General features: G+C 66.1%; 24 protein-coding genes. 11 read left to right on the forward strand and 13 right to left on the reverse strand.

Annotation, left to right across the window (positions count from 1 at the left end; translation table 11 throughout):
• Window positions 1-37: 37 nt before the first annotated feature.
• From HYG77_RS07350 to HYG77_RS07370, 5 genes are read left to right on the forward strand one after another with little or no spacing between them, the layout of a single operon-like run.
• Window positions 38-1,378, forward strand: a complete 1,341-nt coding sequence (locus HYG77_RS07350; protein WP_208962303.1) for an SWIM zinc finger family protein — start codon at window positions 38-40, stop codon at window positions 1,376-1,378.
• Window positions 1,375-2,850 carry a DUF5691 domain-containing protein gene (locus HYG77_RS07355; RefSeq protein WP_208962304.1) on the forward strand — a complete coding sequence of 492 codons (1,476 nt, stop codon included), beginning with the start codon at window positions 1,375-1,377 and terminating at the stop codon, window positions 2,848-2,850. The genes HYG77_RS07350 and HYG77_RS07355 overlap by 4 nt, the downstream gene beginning before the upstream one ends.
• Complete coding sequence (locus HYG77_RS07360; RefSeq protein WP_208962305.1) at window positions 2,847-3,950, forward strand: AAA family ATPase; 1,104 nt, start codon at window positions 2,847-2,849, stop codon at window positions 3,948-3,950. The genes HYG77_RS07355 and HYG77_RS07360 overlap by 4 nt, the downstream gene beginning before the upstream one ends.
• Complete coding sequence (locus HYG77_RS07365; RefSeq protein ID WP_208962306.1) at window positions 3,947-6,115, forward strand: DUF5682 family protein; 2,169 nt, start codon at window positions 3,947-3,949, stop codon at window positions 6,113-6,115. Before HYG77_RS07360 ends, HYG77_RS07365 begins: the two co-directional genes overlap by 4 nt.
• Window positions 6,112-7,272 (forward strand): VWA domain-containing protein, encoded by a 1,161-nt coding sequence (locus HYG77_RS07370; RefSeq protein WP_208962307.1) that lies wholly within the window; start codon window positions 6,112-6,114, stop codon window positions 7,270-7,272. The genes HYG77_RS07365 and HYG77_RS07370 overlap by 4 nt, the downstream gene beginning before the upstream one ends.
• A gap of 7 nt (window positions 7,273-7,279) precedes the next feature.
• Here HYG77_RS07370 and HYG77_RS07375 read toward each other — a convergent pair whose 3' ends face one another.
• The 6 genes from HYG77_RS07375 to HYG77_RS07400 form a co-directional block, all read right to left on the reverse strand.
• Window positions 7,280-7,483: a hypothetical protein gene (locus HYG77_RS07375; RefSeq protein WP_109328063.1), complete on the reverse strand. Its 204-nt coding sequence runs from the start codon at window positions 7,481-7,483 to the stop codon at window positions 7,280-7,282.
• A gap of 189 nt (window positions 7,484-7,672) precedes the next feature.
• Window positions 7,673-8,800 (reverse strand): acyl-CoA dehydrogenase family protein, encoded by a 1,128-nt coding sequence (locus HYG77_RS07380; RefSeq protein ID WP_208962308.1) that lies wholly within the window; start codon window positions 8,798-8,800, stop codon window positions 7,673-7,675.
• Between the two features lie 10 nt (window positions 8,801-8,810).
• Window positions 8,811-9,986: an acyl-CoA dehydrogenase family protein gene (locus HYG77_RS07385; RefSeq protein WP_208962309.1), complete on the reverse strand. Its 1,176-nt coding sequence runs from the start codon at window positions 9,984-9,986 to the stop codon at window positions 8,811-8,813.
• 117 nt (window positions 9,987-10,103) lie between these two features.
• On the reverse strand, window positions 10,104-10,547 hold the full coding sequence (locus HYG77_RS07390) for a hypothetical protein (RefSeq protein ID WP_109328057.1): 444 nt from the start codon (window positions 10,545-10,547) through the stop codon (window positions 10,104-10,106).
• A 24-nt stretch (window positions 10,548-10,571) separates the two neighbouring features.
• Window positions 10,572-11,090 carry a twin-arginine translocation pathway signal gene (locus HYG77_RS07395; RefSeq protein ID WP_244373530.1) on the reverse strand — a complete coding sequence of 173 codons (519 nt, stop codon included), beginning with the start codon at window positions 11,088-11,090 and terminating at the stop codon, window positions 10,572-10,574.
• Window positions 11,087-11,683 (reverse strand): hypothetical protein, encoded by a 597-nt coding sequence (locus HYG77_RS07400; protein WP_208962310.1) that lies wholly within the window; start codon window positions 11,681-11,683, stop codon window positions 11,087-11,089. Before HYG77_RS07400 ends, HYG77_RS07395 begins: the two co-directional genes overlap by 4 nt.
• A 184-nt stretch (window positions 11,684-11,867) precedes the next feature.
• Here HYG77_RS07400 and HYG77_RS07405 point away from each other — a divergent pair, with 184 nt between their 5' ends.
• Genes HYG77_RS07405 through HYG77_RS07430 form a run of 6 tightly spaced genes read left to right on the forward strand, consistent with a single transcriptional unit; the run spans window position 11,868 to window position 14,673 of the window.
• Window positions 11,868-12,326, forward strand: coding sequence for an Asp23/Gls24 family envelope stress response protein (locus HYG77_RS07405; RefSeq protein WP_109328051.1), 459 nt, complete (start codon window positions 11,868-11,870; stop codon window positions 12,324-12,326).
• A complete protein-coding gene (locus HYG77_RS07410; RefSeq protein ID WP_208962311.1) occupies window positions 12,323-12,637 on the forward strand; it encodes a hypothetical protein in 315 nt (104 codons plus the stop codon). The genes HYG77_RS07405 and HYG77_RS07410 overlap by 4 nt, the downstream gene beginning before the upstream one ends.
• The gene (locus HYG77_RS07415; RefSeq protein WP_109328047.1) at window positions 12,634-12,813 is read left to right on the forward strand and encodes a DUF2273 domain-containing protein; all 180 of its coding nucleotides are present in this window, start codon (window positions 12,634-12,636) and stop codon (window positions 12,811-12,813) included. The genes HYG77_RS07410 and HYG77_RS07415 overlap by 4 nt, the downstream gene beginning before the upstream one ends.
• Entirely contained in the window at window positions 12,800-13,789 is a 990-nt protein-coding gene (locus tag HYG77_RS07420) for a DUF6286 domain-containing Asp23/Gls24 family envelope stress response protein (RefSeq protein WP_244373535.1), read from the forward strand. Before HYG77_RS07415 ends, HYG77_RS07420 begins: the two co-directional genes overlap by 14 nt.
• Entirely contained in the window at window positions 13,786-14,364 is a 579-nt protein-coding gene (locus tag HYG77_RS07425) for a hypothetical protein (protein ID WP_208962312.1), read from the forward strand. Before HYG77_RS07420 ends, HYG77_RS07425 begins: the two co-directional genes overlap by 4 nt.
• Window positions 14,365-14,400: 36 nt before the next feature.
• Complete coding sequence (locus tag HYG77_RS07430) at window positions 14,401-14,673, forward strand: YciI family protein (protein WP_109328043.1); 273 nt, start codon at window positions 14,401-14,403, stop codon at window positions 14,671-14,673.
• A gap of 106 nt (window positions 14,674-14,779) precedes the next feature.
• Here the strand turns inward: HYG77_RS07430 and tuf are convergent, their stop codons facing one another.
• The 7 genes from tuf to HYG77_RS07465 all read right to left on the reverse strand — a co-directional run bounded on the left by tuf (window position 14,780) and on the right by HYG77_RS07465 (window position 21,310).
• Window positions 14,780-15,970: an elongation factor Tu gene (gene tuf, locus HYG77_RS07435; RefSeq protein ID WP_109328041.1), complete on the reverse strand. Its 1,191-nt coding sequence runs from the start codon at window positions 15,968-15,970 to the stop codon at window positions 14,780-14,782.
• A 90-nt stretch (window positions 15,971-16,060) separates the two neighbouring features.
• Window positions 16,061-18,163, reverse strand: a complete 2,103-nt coding sequence (gene fusA, locus HYG77_RS07440; protein WP_109328039.1) for an elongation factor G — start codon at window positions 18,161-18,163, stop codon at window positions 16,061-16,063.
• Window positions 18,164-18,325: 162 nt separating this feature from the next.
• On the reverse strand, window positions 18,326-18,796 hold the full coding sequence (gene rpsG / locus HYG77_RS07445) for a 30S ribosomal protein S7 (RefSeq protein WP_072738343.1): 471 nt from the start codon (window positions 18,794-18,796) through the stop codon (window positions 18,326-18,328).
• Window positions 18,796-19,170 (reverse strand): 30S ribosomal protein S12, encoded by a 375-nt coding sequence (gene rpsL, locus HYG77_RS07450; protein WP_005252198.1) that lies wholly within the window; start codon window positions 19,168-19,170, stop codon window positions 18,796-18,798. The genes rpsG and rpsL overlap by 1 nt, the downstream gene beginning before the upstream one ends.
• A gap of 365 nt (window positions 19,171-19,535) precedes the next feature.
• Window positions 19,536-20,078: a DUF3558 domain-containing protein gene (locus HYG77_RS07455; protein WP_208962313.1), complete on the reverse strand. Its 543-nt coding sequence runs from the start codon at window positions 20,076-20,078 to the stop codon at window positions 19,536-19,538.
• 29 nt (window positions 20,079-20,107) lie between these two features.
• Window positions 20,108-20,632, reverse strand: a complete 525-nt coding sequence (locus tag HYG77_RS07460; RefSeq protein ID WP_109328037.1) for a DUF3558 domain-containing protein — start codon at window positions 20,630-20,632, stop codon at window positions 20,108-20,110.
• Window positions 20,633-20,671: 39 nt separating this feature from the next.
• On the reverse strand, window positions 20,672-21,310 hold the full coding sequence (locus tag HYG77_RS07465; protein WP_159920443.1) for a TetR/AcrR family transcriptional regulator: 639 nt from the start codon (window positions 21,308-21,310) through the stop codon (window positions 20,672-20,674).
• Window positions 21,311-21,328 lie beyond the last annotated feature (18 nt).

A 21,328-nucleotide genomic window follows, 5' to 3' on the forward strand; every position in this document is an offset into this window, starting at 1 on the left:
TCCCTGCATGTCGGACTACTCGCCTACGGTGACTGACGTGACGTCGCCTTGGTCGGAGGGACAGGTCGCATCGGTCGCGACCGATGCCGGCTCTCTCGCTGCCGCACGCACGCTCTCGGCGTCGTGGTCGGATACCGGCCACACCGGCACCGCACTGTGGGGACTGTGCCAGGGAAGCGGCAGGAGCCCATACCGCACCGTGGTCGATCTCGACGGGCCCGCCTTCTCGTGTTCGTGTCCGAGCCGGAAATTCCCCTGCAAGCATGCGCTCGGGCTACTCCTTCTCTGGTCGCAGGGGCGGGTCCCGGACGCGGCTGACTTCCCGCCGTTTGCGCGCGAATGGCTGGGACGACGGGCCACGCGGGCAAGCGAGCCCGGTCCGCCTGCTCCCCCGTCGACCGCCCAGGGGAAGTCTGCCGAACGTCGAGCCGATCGGGTGGCCGCGGGCCTCGACGAACTCGATCTGTGGCTCACCGATCAGATCCGCGGTGGGCTGGGATCCACAGACACGTCACCCGCCGCATTCGATGCCGTTGCGGCCCGAATGGTCGACGCACAGGCTCCCGGCGTCGCATCGGCGCTGCGTCGGCTCGCCTTCACTGTCGCGTTGCGCCCCGACTGGCCGGCGAGATTGCTTGCCGAGTACGCCAAGCTGCATCTACTCGTGGTCGCGCATCGTCGTCTCCCCGAACTGCCGGAGCCGTTGCGGGCGACGGTCCGCGCCCACGTGGGATACCCGGTCTCCACCGACAAGGTGCGTGGTGAACCGGCTGTGCGTGATCGGTGGATGGTGCTGGGCTCCCAGACCACCGAAGAGAAACGGCTTTTCACCCGCAAGGTGTGGTTACTCGGCCGGGATCACGGCCGTTGGGCACTCTTGCTCGATTTCGCCCACGGCACACCGAATTTCGCGAACGCCGTTCCGCCGCTCGGTTCCCTCGTCGACGCAGATCTGCACTTCTATCCCGGCGCCGCGCCGTTGCGCGCGCAGTGGGACGCCGGCCACGGTGCGGCAGAACCGTTCACGACGCTTCCCGCGGGAGGCATCGACCCAGCCCTCGACGCCTTCGCCCACGTCATCGGCGCCGACCCGTGGGTTCGTTCGTGGCCCGTGTTGCTGGGCGGTGTCACGCCGACGGTCACGGATGAGGGATGGCTGCTGGTCGACGCCGAAGGGCGAGCGTTGCCGGTCACCGGTGACGAGAGAAATTTGTGGACACTGCTCGGCATCTCCGGCGGCCACCCGGTCACCGTGTGCGGTGACTGGAACAGCGAGGCACTGACTCCGGTGTCCGTGTTCGACCGCGGTGTCGTCCACTCGCTCGTATCCGCAACGGCACCGTCCGTCTCGACCCGCACGGCAGGCAGACGACGATGAGCGAACTTCTGTCGACGGCCCTCCTGGGTACGGCCCGGTCCACTCCCGCACTGCAGGACCTCGCCACGGGGCAACTGGCGCAATCGATTACTGGCGATCCTGCCGAAGTACTGCTGGGTGCGGCCGCTTTGGAAAACGCCCATCGAGCAGGCGGGGTCACTGCCTCCCTGCACGTCGCGCCTGCGCCCGCCGAGGAGGACGACCGAGTGCAACTGCCCCCGGCGGCGGCCGACCACCTGATGCAACTGCTCGCCGCCAAGTCGTGGACTCTGACGGAGTGGTTCGCCGTGGCCGTCGAGCGCGGGTACCGGGCACCGGATCATCTCGTCGCCGACCTGATGTCCGCGGCACGGAGCAACGACACGCACCGGGAGAACATTCTCCGGCTCACCGGACCACGCGGACAGTGGCTGGCGGCCCAGAACCCGGAATGGTCGATGCTCCGGCGGACAGCCGATCGCCTCGAGGTGTGGCATCGCGGCTCCCATCCGGAACGTCTGCAGTGGCTCACGGCGATGCGCTCGGTGAATCCGGCGGCCGCCACGGCGGAACTGCAACGTACGTGGGATACCGAACGCGGTGAGCACCGGGCCGCGTTCATCGCAGCATTGGCCACCGGACTCGGCGACGCAGACGCCGCCCTCCTCGAGCACGCACTCGACGACCGACGCAAAGATGTTCGCCAGCATGCAGTCCAGTTGCTGCGCCAACTTCCCCGCTCGGCGTACGCGCAGCGGATGGCTGCCCGCGCCCGCGCATGGGTGCGGGTGGAGAAGAAGCCTCTCCGCACCCGCCTGGTGGTGAACATGCCGGGTTCGCTCGACGATTCGGCGCGGCGTGACGGCATCGAAAACGTGCACTTCAAAAACAAGGGAATTCGGAGTTGGTGGCTGCGAATGGTGGTCACCGCAGCACCACTGTCGGTGTGGGACGACATGATCGGATCCGCATCCCAGGCCCTGGACATCCGCATCGAGGACCAATGGCGTGATGTGATGACCGAGGCCTGGGTCAACGCGACAGTGTTGCAACGCAACCCGCGATGGGCGTCCGCCTTCCTGCACAAACAGGGCAGGCAGACCGAGCGGCGCGTCGTCCCCCTCGTTCCCGCCGGTGAGCGGCTGGAGTACATACTCACCGGCCACGCCGACTCCTACCTGCTGGGCGTGGACGGGGCGGCACTGTTCGACGATCTCCCGCACCCGTGGCCCCTCGAACTCGCGCAACGCATCATCGCCCGATTCGAGGACATCGCGGTGCGGCACGCCTCGACAGGCAAGGAGCTCGGACAATTGTCCCGGCACAGCCACTACTCGACGCTGCGCAGTGCCGAGACACACTTCCCGTTCAGCGCAGTTCCCCTGCTGCACGCGGCCGCCGAACGCACCCGCGACCACGGCTGGCAGCAGGCGTTCTCGACGGCCGCCGCCAACATCGAACACCGCCGAACGCTGCTGAAGGAGCTCGAGTGACCGAGATCGTGGCCGGCCAGGCCGACTTGCTGCGTCCCCATGCCGAGCAGGACTACGCCGATGAACTCGCGACCCTCGCCGCTCAGGACACCCGGCCGCGGCCGCCGTCCTGGAAGATGTCGCCGTGGGCCGTCGTCACGTACCTACTCGGGGGTGAACTCGAGGACGGCACCGTGATCACCCCCAAATACGTCGGCCCCCGCCGGTTGATGGAAGTCGCAGTCGCTACCCTGGCCACCGATCGGGCACTCCTGCTCCTCGGTGTCCCCGGCACAGCCAAGACGTGGGTGTCCGAACATCTTTCGGCCGCGATTTCCGGGACGTCGACGCTGCTGATCCAGGGAACTTCCGGAACCCCGGAGGAGGCCATCCGGTACGGATGGAATTACGCCCGGCTCCTGGCCGAAGGTCCCACCGCGGGAGCGCTCGTCCCCTCCCCGGTAATGACCGCGATGGAGAGCGGCCGGATCGTCCGAGTCGAAGAGCTCACCCGGATTCCGGCCGACGTGCAGGACGCGCTCATCACCGTGCTCTCGGAGAAAACCCTGCCGGTGCCCGAATTGGGCATCGAAATACAGGCAACCAAAGGTTTCAACCTGATAGCCACCGCCAACGACCGCGACCGCGGTGTGAACGACCTCTCCTCCGCACTCCGCAGGCGCTTCAACACGGTGGTCCTGCCGCTGCCCGCCAGCGAAGAGGACGAGGTCGCCATCGTCACTCGGCGCGTCGAACAACTGGGCGCCTCACTGGAACTGCCGAAAATCCCCGCGACGGTCGACGAGATCCGCCGAGTGGTCACCGTGTTCCGCGAATTACGCTCCGGCGCCACCTCGGACGGCCGTACCAAGCTGAAGTCGCCGTCCGGAACATTGTCGACCGCGGAGGCCATCTCCGTGGTGACCAACGGACTGGCGCTCGCCGCGCACTTCGGCAACGGCACGTTGGGGCCCTCTGATGTGGCCGCAGGCATCCTCGGATCCGTACTGAAGGATCCGGTGGCAGACAAGGTGGTGTGGACGGAGTATCTCGAAGCGGTTGTCCGTGAACGCGAGGACTGGTCGGACTTCTACCGAGCCTGCCGGGAGGTCACCGGGTGAGTTCCGATGTCCGTGTCTTCGGCATCCGCCATCACGGGCCCGGATCCGCACGGTCGGTGCGACGCGCACTCGAGGCGTTCACACCCGATGCAGTCCTGATCGAAGGGCCCGCGGACGCCGACCCGCTGATCGCACTGACGGCCGCCGATGCCATGGAACCGCCGGTGGCACTGCTGGCGTACGCCACCGGGGAACCGCGGACGGCTGCGTTCTGGCCATTCGCAGTATTTTCCCCTGAGTGGCAGGCACTCTCGTGGTCCGCGGAGCACGGAGTCGACGTGCGGTTCTGTGATCTCCCGGCTGCCCACACGCTCGCCGCCGAATCCGCCGAATCCGATCGCACAGACCCGTTGGCCCAGCTCGCCGCGGCTGCCGGATACGACGACCCCGAACGCTGGTGGGACGCAGTAATCGAATCCGGCACCGGCGCAGACTCGTTCGATGCCATCACCGAAGCGATGTCTGATCTGCGCAATGCCACCGACCTCGACGAGGAGACGAGAAGACGCGAGGCCTACATGCGCCAGACGTTGCGCAAGGCCATCAAGGGCGGTGCTCAGCGCGTGGCGGTGATCTGTGGTGCCTGGCATGCGCCGGCGCTCTCCGGGCCCCTCGGCCCCGCCACCGCCGATGCGCGAATCCTCAAGGGCCTGCCGAAGATCAAAACCTCACTGACGTGGGTTCCGTGGACCCATTCGCGTCTGTCCACGGCCTCGGGGTACGGAGCCGGTATCACCTCACCGGGTTGGTATCACCACCTCTTCACCGCCGGCGACCGTACGATCCCACGTTGGCTCACCAAGGTGGCTCGCGTGCTGCGCGCCGAGGACCTCCCGGTGTCGAGCGCGCACGTCATCGAGGCGGTACGCCTGGCAGACACCCTGGCCGCCATGCGCTCACGTCCCCTGGCCGGCCTGTCCGAGGTCACCGAGGCAACCCGCGCCGTGATGTGCGACGGCAACGACGTCCTGCTCGACCTGATCACCCGGCGACTCGTGGTCGGTGAGGCACTCGGCGGCGTCCCGGACGACACACCCACCGTCCCGCTCGACGCCGACCTGCGTGCACGGGCAAAAACGCTCCGCCTCAAGCAGCAGGCCACGGAGAAGACACTCGACCTAGATCTTCGAAAGGACATCGACGTCACGCGCTCCCGGTTACTCCACCGCCTGCAGCTACTGGGAGTCGGGTGGGGCGTTCCCGCGGACAGCGAGATCAACGCGACCGGGACGTTCCGCGAAACGTGGTCACTGATTTGGAAGCCGGAACTCGCCGTCGCCATCATCGAGGCATCACTCTGGGGAACGACAGTCGAGGCCGCAGCCACCGCCAAAGTACGGGCCGAAGCGTCGGCCGAGGACGTCTCCCTCGCCCAGCTCACCGCACTCCTCGAGCAGGCGCTGCTGTCGAATCTCACCGATGCGCTGTCCGAACTGCTCCGTGCGCTGGACACGGCCGCCGCCCTCGACCACGACGTGATGCATCTGATGGATGCGCTGCCGTCCCTCACCCGGACCCTCCGCTACGGTGACGTCCGCGGCACCGACATCTCGTCCCTCGCCCGCGTCAACGACAGCCTCCTGGTGCGGATCTGCGCGGGACTGGGGTCGGCGCTGTCGGGATTGGACGACGACAGCGCGATCGAGAAGCGCCGGGCGATCGACGGAGTCCATGCCGCCGTGATGCTCCGCGACGAGGATCGCGCGTCGAAACGATGGCTGGGCGCTCTCGCCGGGCTCGTCGATCGCAGCGATGTGAACGGCCTGGTGATCGGCCGGATGGTCCGGCTGCTCCGCGACGCCGGCGCGATCAGCGAAACCGACTCCGCGACCAGGTTATCGCGGGCATTGTCTGTCGGCGCCACACCGTCCGCGAAGGCAGGATGGGTGGACGGCTTCCTCGGCGGCGGTGGCTTGCTTCTCGTCCACGATCGCGAACTGCTGCGCCTTCTCGACACCTGGGTATCGGGACTGGGTGAGCAGGACTTCGTAGACACGCTGCCGTTGCTGCGGCGAACATTCGGCGCTTTCGACACCGGGGAACGTCAGGCGATCGGCCAGTCCGTGCAGGGCGGAAACCGAAGCGAAGCTGCAGCTCCGATCGACCCGCGGCGAGCCGCGGTCGCGATCCGCACGGTGGCCGACATTCTGGGAGTGCCGTCGTGAGCGAAGACGCCGAGCGGTTACGACGGTGGCGGTTGCTGCTCGGTGACGCCGCCGAGGAGTCGACGGGCGGGCTGGGCTCCAAGTCGGATGCCGCGATGGACGGTGCGCTGTCCGCCCTGTACGACGCGAACCCCGAGGACACCGGTAGCCGTCGCCGCGGTGCCGGCCTGGGAAGCTCGGCGCCGAAGGTGGCGCGGTGGCTCGGCGACATCCGGACGTACTTCCCGAGCACCGTCGTCCAGGTGATGCAGAAGGACGCCGTCGACCGGCTCGGACTTACCGAGTTGCTGCTCGAACCCGAACTGCTCGACGCCGTCGAACCCGACGTCCACCTCGTCGGCACGCTGCTGAGCCTCAATCGGGTGATGCCCGAAACGAGCAAAGCCACCGCCCGCATGGTCGTCGACACAGTGGTCCGGCAGATCAAGGAACGCATCGCGCAGAAAACACGGACCGCGGTGACCGGCGCCATCAACCGGGCTGCGCGCACCACCAATCCGAAGCTCCGTGACGTCGATTGGAACCGCACCATCCGCGCCAACCTCGCCCACTATCTTCCTGAGTACAAGACCGTGGTGCCGGAACGGATGATCGGGTACGGACGTCGATCACCGACGGTGCACCGCGACGTTGTCCTCGCCATCGACCAGTCGGGGTCGATGGCGTCGAGCGTCGTCTACGCCTCCGTCTTCGGCGCCGTTCTCGCATCGATGCGCGCCTTGAAGACCTCGCTCGTCGTCTTCGACACTGCGGTCGTGGATCTGACAGACAAACTGTCCGATCCTGTGGACGTCCTGTTCGGCACGCAGCTCGGCGGCGGCACCGACATCAACAGGGCGATCGCCTACAGCCAGTCGCTGATCGACAGACCGACCGAATCGCTGTTCGTGCTCATCTCGGACCTGTACGAGGGCGGAATCCGCGGCGAGATGCTGCGGCGGATGTCTGCCATGAAGACGGCCGGGGTCCAGGTGATCGTGCTGCTGGCACTGTCCGACGACGGCGCCCCGTCGTTCGACCATGACAACGCGGCGGCCCTGGGTGTTCTCGGGATTCCCGCGTTCGCCTGCACACCGGACAAGTTCCCGGAATTGCTGGCGCTCGCACTGGAACGCGGCGACATTCGCAGGTGGGCAGACAGGCTCCAGACGGAGTGACGCGGGCCTAGCCGGCGGCCATCCGGCGGTCGCTGTGCAGTTCGGGGTGCGCGTCTGCGCGAATCCTGAGCAAGACAAGGCCGGAGACCGACGCGACGATCAGCGACGCGACCGTCCACTGAACGTGCAGCTCGGAAATCCCGACTCCCGCACCGACGAGTCCCACGAAAAGCAGGCTCCACATGATCGCTTTGACTGGACCGGACCCCATGGCAATACTCCTTCACCGAGATTACGAACGTCCCCCGTGAGTTCTGGTGTTGCGCGCAGAACGTTATCCGCGTCACACCACCACCACCCGCGCGACACGTCGGAAACGCCGTAATTCGATACCAAGCCGAGACCAACCCCTGTGAGTACTTATTAACCGCGGGCGGTTAACAAGTACTCACAGGTGCTCTTAAATGATGCTGATGGTCCCCTGGGTGGTCGCCGACGCGAGGACACGAAGGTGGTCGTCGGAGCCGCCGAGGGTGTGTTCGATGGCGGTGAGCCTGCTGACGTAGTGCCCGACCGGATACTCCGCAGTCATGCCGATGCCACCGTGCATTTGGATCGCTTCCTGCCCGATCTTGCGGGCCGAACGCCCGATCTGCAGCTTCGCACGAGAGGCGACCACCGGGTCGACGGTTCCGTCGGCCAGCGACATCGTCGCGTACAGGCTCATGCTGCGAGCCAGTTCCAGCAGCACATACATATCCGCCGCCCGATGTGTCAGGGTCTGGAATTTCGCGATCGGGACACCGAACTGCTTGCGGGTCTTCAGGTACTCGGTCGTCAACCGCAACGCTTCCTCCATCGCGCCGACCGCCTCCGCGCACAACGCCGCCTGCGCCCGGATCTGCGCGCCCTCGATCGCCGACGACGCATCGCCGCCCTCACCGAGCGGCTCCGCCGGAGTGTCCGACAGTTCGATCTGCGCGGCGCGCAGTCCGTCGTGAGTCGCGTAACCCGTGCGGGTAAGCCCGTGAGCGTCGGCGTCGACGAGGAACAGCCCGACCCCACCACCGGGGAGTGTCGCTGTGAGGACCAGCGTGTTCGCGCTTCCCCCGTGCAGGACGGGGTTCTTGATACCCGACACCGTCCAGGAGTCGCCGTCCTGCTTCGCGGTCGTGGACACTCGGGTGGAGGGCCACCGCACCCCCGGTTCCCGATCGGCGAACGCCAGCAACAGGTTGCCCTCCGACACCTCCGGCAGGATTCGGCGGCGCTGCTCCGTGCTGCCTACCGCAGCGATCAACCCGCCGGGAACGAGCACCGCGTCGAGGACGGGTTCAGGGGCGAGCCGGCGGCCGATTTCGGTCATCACCGACGCCACCTCGACTGGACCGGCGCCCATTCCGCCGTCATCCTCGGCGAAGCTCAAACCGAGCAGTCCCACCTCGGCGAGTTGCTTCCACACCTGCGGGCTCCACCCCTGCTCGGTGTCGGTGACGGCGTTACGCTTCTCCGCGTCGTAACTGCGGCCGAGTAGCTCGCGGGTGGTGTCGCGCAGCAGTTTCTGTTCGTCGGTCAGTTCGAAATCCATGACACACCCCTCACAATCCGAGGATCGAGGAGGCGATGATGCTGCGCTGCACTTCGCTCGATCCGCTGTAGATGGACACCTTGCGGTAGTTCAGATACGTCGGTGCCGTCCGCTGCGCCCAGAGCGGCGAGGCAATACCCTCACCGGCCGCGAAGGGCAGCGAGTCCGGTCCCGCGACATCGGTCAACAACTCGAGCGTGGCCTGTTGCAGCTCGGACCCCCGCAGCTTCAGTAGCGACGACGCCGGATTCGGCTTCCCGTCGGCCGAACTCGCCACCACCCGCAACTGCGTCAACTCCAATGCGATGATCTCGTTCTCGAGTTCTGCGACTCGCGCGGCGAACAGCGGATCCTCCAGCAAGGTGCCGTCCCCGACCGCAATCTCCGCGGCGCGTTTTTTTGCCTGCGCCACACGCACCTTGGAAAATCCGAGCCGGGTCACCCCGGTGCGCTCGTTGCCGAGGAGGAACTTCGCGTAACTCCAGCCCTGGTTCTCTTCGCCCACGAGATTCTCCGCCGGGACCCGAACGTCCTCGAAGAACACCTCGTTGACTTCGTGGCCGCCGTCGATGAGTTTGATCGGGCGCACCGTCACCCCGGGCGTACTCAGGTCGACGAGGATGAACGAGATACCGGCCTGCTTCTTGGGCGCATCCGGATTGGTGCGGGCGAGAACGAAAATCCAATCCGCGTGCTGCGCCAGCGTGGTCCACGTCTTCTGACCGTTGATCACATACTCGTCGCCGTCACGGACGGCGCGGGTCTTCAGCGACGCCAGGTCCGAGCCGGCCTCGGGCTCGGAGAACCCCTGGCACCACCAGATGTCGAGATTCGCGGTCGGCGGCAGGAACCTTTCCTTCTGCTCCTGTGAACCGAACGCCGCAATCACCGGGCCGACCATGCCGGTATTGAACGCGAGCGGCTCGGGCACCGACGCCAACTGCAACTCTTCCAACCAGATGTGCTTCTGCACCGGCGTCCAGTCCCGGCCGCCCCACTCCACCGGCCAATGCGGCGTCGCGAGCCCGTTCGCATTCAGAATCCGCTGCGACTCGACGAACCCCTCCCTCCCCACCTCTTCTCCGCGCTCATACCGCTCACGGATCTCCGCCGGAATCTGCGTGGTGAAGAACGTTCGCATCTCGTCACGGAACGCCAGCTCCTCGTCGGTCAAAGCCAGATTCATCGGGATTCCTTCGCACTCGAGGTCGGATTCATGTTCTGGATCCGACGTTACTCCCTCGTGCGGCTTCCCCGCCCGTGAGTACTTCTTAACCGGCCACGGTTAACAAGTACTCACGGGTCAGGCGGTGCGAAGGACCAGCAGATACGCGCCACCCGCGGCGTCGATCTGCGACTCCACCCGCAGGTCCGGAGCCAACCGGGACAACCGGTCGAGCAGCCACTCCGACGCCTCTTCGGCATCCGACTTTCCCGGGCAGCGCGCCACCGCGACACGCCCGCCTTTGCGGCTCAACTGCTCGACCACGCCGATGATCGGTGCGGGATCGACGACGAACAACCGGTCCGGCCACGGCACGACCGGTTTGACCGCGCCTTTCTTCGTATTGCACGCGCGGTGCGCCAGGCGTTCGGTGCCGCCCTTCGCCTTCGCCTTCTTCGCGGTGACAACGCTGTCGATACTGGGTCCGCGCGGATCGTTGACCGACATGTCGGGATCTACCGGTTCATCACACAGCCAGCAGCGCCACGATGCGCGTTCGCCGACCTCTCGGAGGGTGCTCATGCGCGCACACGCTACTCGCGCCGACTAGACAGGATCGAAGCCGGAGATCAGCCAGTCGTCGCCGGAGCGCGTGAGTTCGACGTTGATACTCGTCGCCGTCGTGGCCGGTTCGGGTTCCGCGGCACTCGTCGTCGTCTGGTTCACGAACAAGAGCACTGTCGCTGTGTCGGCCTGTACGTCCACGGGACCGGCCGCCGCCACCGTCGCTTCGGTGGCTACCTGGCTCTCCTGCGCGGCCGGCACCACGACCTCCGTGGTGAACTTCGAGTAATAGTCGAGGAACTCTCCTGTCAGGCGACCGCGGGCGGTGTCGACGACGCTAGCCACAGTGTCCGGCGTGTAGGACAGAAGGGCGACCGCGCCCTGCGACGCGGTGTCGGTCACCGCCGCGCGCACGTCGTCATCGACACGCTGGTCCGGTCGATACGTCGTCACGTAGAGGGTTGCGGCCAGCACCGCCGACACCGCGGTGAGTGCAGCCAGGACGGAGACCAACCTGCGCGGGTTCCGCGACCACCATTGCACCTTCTCTTCTGCGTTCACTGGACGAACCCCGCCTTCACGATCTTGTACCGGCCGTCGTCGAGTTGCACCGTGACCCGCATCCGCTGTCCGCGCGGTTCTTCCGCTGCGCCACCGGCATTCGAAACCTTCTGTGCGACAGTGACTATCACGTCGGCGGAATCGCCGCTCTGCGATTCGATTGCGGCCTGCCGCACCTCACCCTCGGACCGGACCCGCGCTTCCTGCATGACGGCGACGAGGTCCTTCGAGCGCGCCTCGAACTCGTCGCGGAACTCTCCGGCCGCGCCGTCGAGTACTCGCTGCACGTCCTCGTCGGCGCGCTCGAAGTTCATGGTCGTCAAGTTCACGACCCCTTGGCGGGCGGCGTCCAGTATCTCCGCCCGCTCCCGGACATCGCGCTCGGCCTGCCAGTGCGAGTAGCCGAAGTACCCACTGAGGGCGACCAGCGACAGCGCCGCCACCGACAGCACACCGGCGGCAACTGCAGTCCCGGAACTCCAACCGGCCGACGGCGGGGCAGCTCCCCCGCCCGGAGCCACCTGCGCTGTGTTCTCCTCCGGCGGAGTCGGCTTTTCCGGGGAAACGCTGTCCACGGCGGGCACGTCAGCCATCGATGTCCTTCGGTAGTGCGTGTTGTTACCTGGATCACTCGAATGCTACCCGTGGGCAATATCAGATATTTTTCGCCCACCGGCGCTCGCGACTTCCCGTCGGCGCATAGCTTGTGTCGGGCCACACGTACGGTCGGGTATCACTACTGTTGAGGACAAGGCAGGCGACTCGGAAGGATCCACGATGACCAGCGATTCAGGCGCGCGCAGCCGCGTGCAGTTCGGTGCCGGAGCGACGCCGGAACTCGTCAGCTCCCAGGGGCGGACCATCATCGCCGACGCCGTGGTCGCCAAGATTGCCGGCATCGCCACTCGCGAGATCAACGGCGTCTACGACGTGGGTGGCGGCACCGCCCGCGCAGTCGGCGCTCTCCGTGACCGGATCCCCGGCGCACGGGTCAATCACGCGCAAGGGGTCGCCGTCGAGGTCGGGGAAAAGCAGGCCGCCATCGACATCGGCATCGTGGCCGAATACGGCGTCGCACTACACGAACTCGCCGTCGGAATTCGCCGCAACGTCATCGCCGCCGTCGAGCGTATGACCGGGCTCGAGGTGACGGAAGTGAACATCACCGTCTTCGACGTCATGCTCGAGGAACCCGACATCGTGGCCGAGTCGGACCTCAAACCGAGGGTGCAGTGACAGGGTCGCCCTTGCCGGACACCGGCACCGAAAATCTGTCGGAACGGGTTGCCGCCGCCGTCCTCGCCACTCCCGGCGTCGCAGCCCTGCACGGCGGCCAATTCGGGGAAATCGCGACCTATCTGCCCGGCCGTCGTGTCACCGGAGTGACCATCGGTCCGTCGTCGTGCGCCGTTCACGTAGCCGTGCGCTACCCGGCGAATGTCGTCGATACCGCCGAAAACGTACGGGCCGCCGTCGAATCGCTGGTGAACGTCCCCGTCGACGTGACCATCGAAGATCTCTTGACCGAGACAGGACACACACAATGAACAGTACAGTCACAGGGTTGGTCGTCGGGTTACTCCTCGCGATCGCCGGAATCCTCGGCGGCTTCAGCGGATTCGTCTTCGCGGTTCTTCTCGGCGCGGTAGGAATGGCTGTCGGTGCACACCGGGACGGTCACCTCGACCTCGGCGCCATCCTCCGAAGCCGTGGCCGTGGCTGAACCCTCCCCCACCGGATCGGCTGCCGGTGTCGACGAGGCGGCCGCCGACTACGACGCGTCCGGATTGCGCGGCGAGTTGGTCATCAAAGAGCGCGCCATCGTGAAGATCGCCGTCGCCGCAGCCTTGCAGGTACCCGGCGTGGTCAGGCAGTCCGGCGGACTGTCCCGGCTCACCGGTCGCGAACTCCCCCGCGCCGATGTGTCGACGGGCGCCGATGCCGTCGCCATCAACCTGTACATCGCGATGCGCTGGCCGTGCCGTCTCGACATCCTGAGCCGGCGGCTGCGTGCGGAAGTGAGCCGCCGCATCGAGGATCTGACCGGGTTGCCGGTGTGCGAACTGAACATCGTGGTCGCCGGAACAGAGGCAGCCCCGGACGAGGACAGTTCACCGGACACGCCCTACCAGGACGACGACTCCCGCGCTCCGGACGCGCGCATTGTCCCGCTCCGACCGCGCACACCGCGGGCCACACCGGCCGCGGTACCGGCCGCGATCATCATCGCGGTCGCAGCTCTGGGCCTGGCACTCGTCTCGGCGCGCGAACTGCTCATCATGCGAGGCACTTTCGCGAATGCACCCTGGATACGGAACACCGTCGAGTGGCTGGGACGGCTGCACTGGTCGGAGTGGATAGTCCCGGCCGCGGTGAGCGCGATAGTACTCGGCGTCGTCTTCATCGTCGCGGCTGTCAAACCCCGACCACGCACACATCTGCCACTGCGAGTCGGCGACACACCGATCGTCTGGTTTCGACCCACCGACCTCGCTCGCCATTGCAGCAGCCACGCCCGCACCGCTCTCGGCGTGCAGTCCGCGCACACCACGGTCGACCGCAAACACGTCACCGTGCGAGTGGTGCGCAGCGAAGCATTCTCGGCCGGTGACGTCGCCATCTCGGTCCGCGAAGCCGTGGAACCGACCCTGTCACTACTGGGTACCGCCCCCGAACTCCGAGTGCAGGTGAAGCCATGACGCATCGCACCGCTGCCGTCAATCGTCTGATCGTCCTCGTCGTCGGCCTCCTCCTCTTCGGTGTGGGCGCCTACGCCGTCGCCTGGGACCTCGGTGTACCGATCGTCCGGGAATGGGTGTCGCATTACGACCGCGCACGGGTCACCTCGTTGCCTGAGGAGAACTGGTGGGGGTGGGCGCTCGCCGCAACGGTCGTCGGGGGTGTGCTGTTCGGAACGGTGCTGCTGGCACTCGATCTCACCAGGCGACGCACCGCGCCCGTTGCGGTGCCGGACCGCGACTCCGGAACCTTCGTCACCGTGGACCTCGGGTCTCTCGCCAACGGGGTGTCGAGTGAGCTCGAGCGGTACCCGGGGGTGCGGCAGACCCGTGCACGTGCCGTCAACGAACGCGGACTGCCCACCCTGTCCGTCGTCGTGACCGCTGATCCGACGATCGACCTCGCCGACTTCACCCGTACATCGGAGCGCATCGCCGCCTGGGTTGCGGCGACGGTCGGTGACAACGAGGTGGCCACCCAGGTCCTGCTGCACCTCGATCGGGCCGATCAGCCGGCACAAAGTTCCGAGAGCTGACCCGCGCACCCGCACATACTCGGTACGTTCGGGCTCATGGAATATGTGGTGTTCTATGCGACCGATCCGGACAGTGCAGCGCGTATCCCCGAGGTGTACCCGCGGCATCTGGCGTACCTCGACGAGTTCTCCACTCGAGGGGGTCTGCTGAGTATCGGCCCGTTCGACGACCCCGTGGCCCACGGGTCGATGGCGATCTTCACGAGCCGGGAGCGAGCCGAGGAATTCGTCGCGAACGACCCCTTCGTCCTCGAGGGCATCGCGCTCCCGGGAGAAATCCGCGAGTGGGACGCCCTGGGCTTCCGCTGACACCCCACGAGGTCGGACGAGAAAACGCCAGTGGCGCCCATCCCGGAGGATGAGCGCCACTGGCGCGTAGTGCAGCGTGATCAGTCGATCACAGGCAGGCGGGTGCCTACTTGTTGATCTTCGTGACCTTGCCGGCGCCGACGGTGCGGCCGCCTTCGCGGATCGCGAAGCGCAGGCCCTCGTCCATGGCGACGGGCTGGATCAGCTTGACGGACATCTCGGTGTTGTCACCGGGCATGACCATCTCGGTGCCCTCGGGCAGCGTCACAACGCCCGTCACGTCCGTGGTACGGAAGTAGAACTGCGGACGGTAGTTGTTGAAGAACGGCGTGTGGCGGCCGCCCTCGTCCTTGGACAGGATGTACGCCTGGCCCTCGAACTCGGTGTGCGGGGTGGTGGTGCCGGGCTTGACGACAACCTGTCCACGCTCGACATCTTCGCGCTTGATACCACGCACGAGCAGACCGACGTTGTCACCTGCCTGGCCCGAGTCGAGGAGCTTGCGGAACATCTCGATACCCGTGACCGTGGTCTTGGTCTTGGTTTCCTTGATGCCGACGATCTCGACGTCCTCGTTGACGTTGATCACGCCACGCTCGATACGACCGGTGACGACGGTGCCACGACCGGTGATCGTGAAGACGTCCTCGACGGGCATGAGGAAGGGCTTCTCGGTCTCGCGAACCGGGTCCGGGATGGACTCGTCGACCGCAGCCATGAGCTCGAGGATGTTCTTGGTCCACTCCGGGTCGCCCTCGAGCGCCTTCAGTGCGGAAACCTTGACCACCGGAGCGTCCTCGTCGAACTCCTGCGCAGCGAGGAGCTCACGGACCTCCATCTCGACGAGCTCGATGATCTCTTCGTCGTCGACCATGTCGGCCTTGTTGAGAGCGACGAGGATGTAGGGCACGCCGACCTGGCGGGCGAGCAGCACGTGCTCACGCGTCTGGGGCATCGGGCCGTCGGTGGCGGCGACCACGAGGATGGCACCGTCCATCTGCGCCGCACCGGTGATCATGTTCTTGATGTAGTCGGCGTGACCGGGAGCGTCGACGTGCGCGTAGTGGCGCTTCTCGGTCTGGTACTCAACATGCGAGATGTTGATCGTGATACCGCGAGCCTTCTCCTCAGGAGCCTTGTCGATCTCGTCGAAGGCCGAGGCCTCGTTGAGATCCGGGTACGCGTCGTGCAGAACCTTGGTGATGGCCGCGGTCAGCGTGGTCTTGCCGTGGTCGACGTGACCGATGGTGCCGATGTTCACGTGCGGCTTCGTCCGCTCGAACTTCGCCTTCGCCACTGTGTGTCCTCCTGGACTGATTGATGCTTGCGGTATGCAGCAGTGCGGTTGTTATTACTGGGTCGTGCTTTCGGCCGGCTGGAACCGAGGTTACTCGCCGGTCGCCTTGGCGATGATTTCCTTCGAGACGTTCGCGGGAACTTCTGCGTAGGAATCGAACACCATGGAGAAGTTCGCCCGGCCCTGGGTCTTCGACCGCAGATCACCGATGTAACCGAACATCTCCGAGAGCGGAACCAGCGCCTTCACGACACGGGCACCACTGCGTTCCTCCATGGCCTGGATCTGGCCACGGCGGGAGTTCAGGTCGCCGATCACGTCACCCATGTATTCCTCGGGTGTGGTGACCTCGACAGCCATGAGCGGCTCGAGAATGACCGGGCCGGCCTTGCGGGCGGCTTCCTTCAGTGCCTGCGAACCGGCAACCTTGAAGGCCATTTCAGACGAGTCGACATCGTGGTATGCACCGTCGAGCAGCGACAGCTTGAGGTTGACCAGCGGGTAACCGGCCAGGACGCCGTACTGCATCGCGTCCTGTGCGCCTGCATCCACGGAGGGGATGTACTCGCGCGGGATGCGGCCACCGCTGACCTTGTTCTCGAACTCGTAGGTGGCGCCGTCTTCGCCGACGAACGGTTCCAGCGCGATGATCACCTTGGCGAACTGGCCCGATCCACCCGTCTGCTTCTTGTGGGTGTAGTCGTGCTTCTCGACCTTCTTGGTGATGGTCTCGCGGTAGGCGACCTGCGGCTTGCCGACGTTGGCCTCGACCTTGAACTCGCGACGCATACGGTCGACGAGGATGTCGAGGTGGAGCTCGCCCATACCGCCGATGACGGTCTGGCCGGTCTCCTCGTCGAGCTCGACGGAGAACGTGGGGTCCTCTTCGGCCAGCTTCTGGATCGCGGTGCCCAGCTTCTCCTGGTCGGACTTGGTCTTGGGCTCGATCGAGACCTGGATGACCGGGTCCGGGAAGCTCATGGACTCGAGCACGATGGGGCTGCTCTGATCGCAAAGGGTGTCACCGGTGGTGGTGTCCTTCAGACCGATCATCGCGTAGATGTGGCCGGCCACGGCCTCGTCGACCGGGTTCTCCTTGTTGGCGTGCATCTGGAAGAGCTTTCCGATGCGCTCCTTCTTGCCCTTGGTCGCGTTCATGACCTGGGCACCCGGATCGATCCGGCCGGAGTACACGCGAACGAACGTCAGCTTGCCGAAGAACGGGTGCGCTGCGATCTTGAAGGCCAGAGCCGAGAACGGCTCGTCCTTGCTCGGCTTACGAGTGAGAACTTCCTCCTCGTTGCCCAGCGCGTGGCCCTGAACCTCACCGATGTCCAGCGGGTTCGGCAGGTAGTCGATGACCGCGTCGAGCATGGGCTGCACGCCCTTGTTCTTGAACGCGGAACCGCACAGCACCGGGTACAGCTCGGACGCGACCGTCATCTTGCGGATGGCAGCCTTGATCTCCTCGACGGAGAGCTCCTCGCCGGCGAAGTACTTCTCCATGAGAGCTTCGTCGGACTCGGCAACGGTCTCGAGCAGCTTCTCGCGGTACTCGGCGGCCTTGTCGGCCAGATCCGCGGGGATCTCCTCGATGGTGGGCTCGGCACCGGTCGGCACGACACCGCGCCAGGTGATGGCACGCATCTCGACCAGGTCGACGACACCGTCGAAGTCGTCCTCGGCGCCGATCGGCAGCTGCAGGACGAGAGGCTTGGCACCGAGACGGTCGATGATCGTCTGGACCGTGAAGTAGAAGTCCGCGCCCATCTTGTCCATCTTGTTGACGAAACAGATGCGCGGAACGTCGTACTTGGCGGCCTGACGCCACACCTGCTCCGACTGGGGCTCGACGCCCTCCTTGCCGTCGAACACGGCCACAGCGCCGTCGAGCACGCGGAGCGAACGCTCCACCTCGACGGTGAAGTCGACGTGACCGGGGGTGTCGATGATGTTGATCTGGTTGTTGTTCCAGAAGCAAGTCACCGCGGCAGAGGTGATCGTGATGCCGCGTTCCTTCTCCTGCTCCATCCAGTCCGTCGTCGACGCGCCGTCGTGCGTCTCACCGATCTTGTAGTTGACACCGGTGTAGAACAGGATGCGCTCGGTGGTGGTGGTCTTGCCGGCATCGATGTGCGCCATGATGCCGATGTTGCGGACCTTGTTCAGGTCGGTCAGCACTTCCTGTGCCACAGGATTCTTCCCCGCTCGTAGCTCGTGTATCGGGTGTCGGCCTCCCCGGTGTTCCACCAGCGGGGCCATTGTCTCGAGTTGTAGATCGGCCGGGCCCGGGTAGGGCCCGACGTAGCAACGACGCCGGAGCAGTCACGGTGAGGTGACTGCTCCGACGTGACGTCACCAGCGGTAGTGGGCGAATGCCTTGTTGGCTTCAGCCATCTTGTGAGTGTCCTCACGGCGCTTCACAGCGGCACCGAGGCCGTTGCTGGCGTCGAGGAGCTCATTGGCGAGACGCTCGACCATCGTCTTCTCACGGCGCTGCCGCGAGAAGGTCACGAGCCAGCGGAGCGCGAGGGTGGTGGAACGGCCCGGACGGACCTCGACCGGCACCTGGTAGGTGGCGCCACCGACACGGCGGCTGCGAACCTCGAGGGCAGGCTTGACGTTGTCCAGAGCGCGCTTGAGGGTGACGACCGGATCGGTGCCGGTCTTCTCGCGTGCCTGCTCGAGCGCCTGGTAGACGATGCGCTCGGCGGTGGACTTCTTGCCGTCCAGGAGGATCTTGTTGACGAGCTGCGTCACCAGGGGCGAACCGTAGACCGGGTCGTTGATGAGCGGGCGCTTCGGAGCGGGGCCCTTACGTGGCATTAGCTCTTCTCCTTCTTGGCGCCGTAGCGGCTGCGTGCCTGCTTGCGGCCCTTGACACCCTGGGTGTCGAGGGAGCCGCGGATGATCTTGTAGCGCACACCCGGGAGGTCCTTCACACGACCACCGCGGACGAGCACCATGGAGTGCTCCTGCAGGTTGTGGCCCTCACCCGGGATGTAAGCGGTGACCTCGACGGAGCTGGTCAAGCGCACACGCGCGACCTTACGGAGCGCCGAGTTCGGCTTCTTCGGGGTGGTGGTGTACACGCGGGTGCACACGCCACGACGCTGCGGGCTGCCCTTCAGAGCTGCCGTCTTGACCTTGGCGGTCTTGTCGCGGCGGCCCTTGCGGACCAACTGATTGATGGTTGGCATTTACCGGCTTTCTTCGTGTTGAACAGACTGCTCTGGACAAGCAACCTTGGCTGTTCTGAAATTAGGGATCTAGCAGTTGGGGCAAGGAAGCTACTGCCCCGCACCTTATCGACGGTGCGTGACGTGCACGCACCCCACGGTCGGGTGTGTCGCATACCCCCACACAGGCAGCCGGATGCTCGTTCCATGCAGCAAATCTGCACGAACGCGCGCACGGCAATACCTCGCTAGGCACACAGATCGGCCCGGGCATGCCGGACACGACCCACAACGATACCCGGCGGCGCGCCGGAAGGTCAAAGCGGGCGGGCGGTGGTAAGGGCTGCGAGGTGAGAAAGAGGGCTTTCGGTTCGAGTGCCAGCACACTAGCTGCTCAGGTTGAGCGTCAGATCGGCGAGGGTGGACGCCGCCTCGCACGGATCCGCCGCGGCAGCGGTGAACTGCACCCACCAGCCGACCACACCCGAGGACGGCGATCCCACGCTCACCCCGCAGGCTCCTGGGTCGTTCGGTGGCCGCATCACCACGGCTCTGCGGCCCTGGATGGTCGACGACTCCACCTTGTAGCCCAGCTCCTCGCCCGTCTCCTTCTCGGTGTCGAGCGAACCTGTCTCGAACCAGTTGAAGGTGATCTTCACCGGACCGTTGGCGCCGACGGCATCCCAGCGGCAGATCGCGCCGAAGAAGCCGCGCTCGATGGCGTCGGCGGCGACCGCTTCGGCGATCTGTTCGTCGGTGACTGCGTCGCACTCCTCGAGGAGGGCGGTGAACCTCTCCGTGTCACCGGTGACAGAGGCACCTTCGGGTCGGGCCGAACCGTCGATCGACGACCCGCATCCCGCGATCAGCCCGGCCACCGACACGATCGCGGCCGTAACCTCTGCCGCGCGGCGACGTCCGCCGCTCATCACTCCTCCGCTCATCATCTGGCCCCCGCTCACTTCGCCCTCGACACGCTGAGTTCGGCGAGGTCCCGCGCAACCTTGCAGGGGTCGGCGGCCGGCCGGGCGTCGGCATACATCACCGACCAGTGAATGAAATCGCCACCGAACTCCACACCGAGTTCGCACAGAATCCCCTCCGAAGAGGCGATGAAGCCAGGGTTCCCCTGGACGTCGATGTCGGTGGCCGGCCGGCCGATCAGTTCCGATCCCGCCCGTTCGCGGCCGATCGGACTGCCGCGGTACCAGGAGAACGTCACGCTGGGCCCGCCGATTCCCGCGGTTTCCCATTCACAGCCGACTGAGTTGCGGGTGACGCCGGTGAAGGAGGGCATACCGAATGCCGTCGACACTTCGTCGTCCGTGACGGAGCCGCACTGACCGAAGAACGGTCCCGGTTCGGTGATCTGCCCGGTGGCGGGTGGGGCGGCAGTATCGGTCCCGGCGTCGTCGCCGCCCCCGCAGCCGGCCAGGGCAGCCACGACACCGACCGCGGCGAGCACTCCCCATTTCCTGCCCATGAACGCTGACTCTACCGATCCGGCCGGGGTGTGCCCGGTTCAGTCGACTGCCACCGCGTCGAGTGTCCGTTCGGCGCCGTCAGTGCCCCGTGGGAGCGCGGCGTCGAGTTGCGCAGCCCATTGACGTACCACCTCGGCGCGGCGTTTCGAGTCGTCGGTGAGGACGTCGGCGAGGCCGAGCCCGCGGGCCAGGTCGAGGGTGGCCTGCACGAGGCGGTGTGCCACCGGGTCGGAGTCGTCGAAGCCGAAATGCTCGACGGCGGTGCGATGGGCGACACGTCCGAAGCGTTCCTCGAGCGGCACGATCCGCGCCCGCAGCTCCGGGTCGGCCGCGGCTGCGGTCCACACCTGCAGGGCCGCTTTGAAGAGAGTGCCCGTGTAGTAGTCGACGAGCCGCGACACCACCGCCTCGGTGCGGCCCGCCCCCGATGGCAGGTCGGTGGCCTCCCGCCGGGCCTGCTCCATCCTGGCGTCGAACATCACCTCGAGGGCGGCGGTGATCAGATCTTCCCGCGTCGGGAAATGGTGCTGAGTGGCACCGCGCGACACCCCGGCGCGTTGCGCCACCAGGCTGACGGTGGTGGCGCCCCACCCCAGTTCGGCGAGGCAGTCGATGGTGACCTCGAGCAGATGCTCACGCGTGACCCGGCTACGGTCCTGCTTCGGTTCGCGGGTCATGCGGTCACTTCCTCTCGT

Source organism: Rhodococcus sp. ZPP (assembly GCF_017656075.1).
Taxonomy (GTDB): domain Bacteria; phylum Actinomycetota; class Actinomycetes; order Mycobacteriales; family Mycobacteriaceae; genus Rhodococcus_F; species Rhodococcus_F oxybenzonivorans.

Bases quoted from the DNA above. Each gene is read 5' to 3' on its own strand.
- HYG77_RS07355 (WP_208962304.1), top strand. From the start codon at position 1,375: ATGAGCGAACTTCTGTCGACGGCCCTCCTGGGTACGGCCCGGTCCACT.
- HYG77_RS07375 (WP_109328063.1), bottom strand. From the start codon at position 7,483: ATGGGGTCCGGTCCAGTCAAAGCGATCATGTGGAGCCTGCTTTTCGTG.
- HYG77_RS07380 (WP_208962308.1), bottom strand. From the start codon at position 8,800: ATGGATTTCGAACTGACCGACGAACAGAAACTGCTGCGCGACACCACC.
- HYG77_RS07385 (WP_208962309.1), bottom strand. From the start codon at position 9,986: ATGAATCTGGCTTTGACCGACGAGGAGCTGGCGTTCCGTGACGAGATG.
- HYG77_RS07390 (WP_109328057.1), bottom strand. From the start codon at position 10,547: ATGAGCACCCTCCGAGAGGTCGGCGAACGCGCATCGTGGCGCTGCTGG.
- HYG77_RS07400 (WP_208962310.1), bottom strand. From the start codon at position 11,683: ATGGCTGACGTGCCCGCCGTGGACAGCGTTTCCCCGGAAAAGCCGACT.
- HYG77_RS07405 (WP_109328051.1), top strand. From the start codon at position 11,868: ATGACCAGCGATTCAGGCGCGCGCAGCCGCGTGCAGTTCGGTGCCGGA.
- HYG77_RS07415 (WP_109328047.1), top strand. From the start codon at position 12,634: ATGAACAGTACAGTCACAGGGTTGGTCGTCGGGTTACTCCTCGCGATC.
- HYG77_RS07425 (WP_208962312.1), top strand. From the start codon at position 13,786: ATGACGCATCGCACCGCTGCCGTCAATCGTCTGATCGTCCTCGTCGTC.
- HYG77_RS07430 (WP_109328043.1), top strand. From the start codon at position 14,401: ATGGAATATGTGGTGTTCTATGCGACCGATCCGGACAGTGCAGCGCGT.
- rpsG (WP_072738343.1), bottom strand. From the start codon at position 18,796: ATGCCACGTAAGGGCCCCGCTCCGAAGCGCCCGCTCATCAACGACCCG.
- rpsL (WP_005252198.1), bottom strand. From the start codon at position 19,170: ATGCCAACCATCAATCAGTTGGTCCGCAAGGGCCGCCGCGACAAGACC.
- HYG77_RS07455 (WP_208962313.1), bottom strand. From the start codon at position 20,078: ATGAGCGGCGGACGTCGCCGCGCGGCAGAGGTTACGGCCGCGATCGTG.
- HYG77_RS07460 (WP_109328037.1), bottom strand. From the start codon at position 20,632: ATGGGCAGGAAATGGGGAGTGCTCGCCGCGGTCGGTGTCGTGGCTGCC.
- HYG77_RS07465 (WP_159920443.1), bottom strand. From the start codon at position 21,310: ATGACCCGCGAACCGAAGCAGGACCGTAGCCGGGTCACGCGTGAGCAT.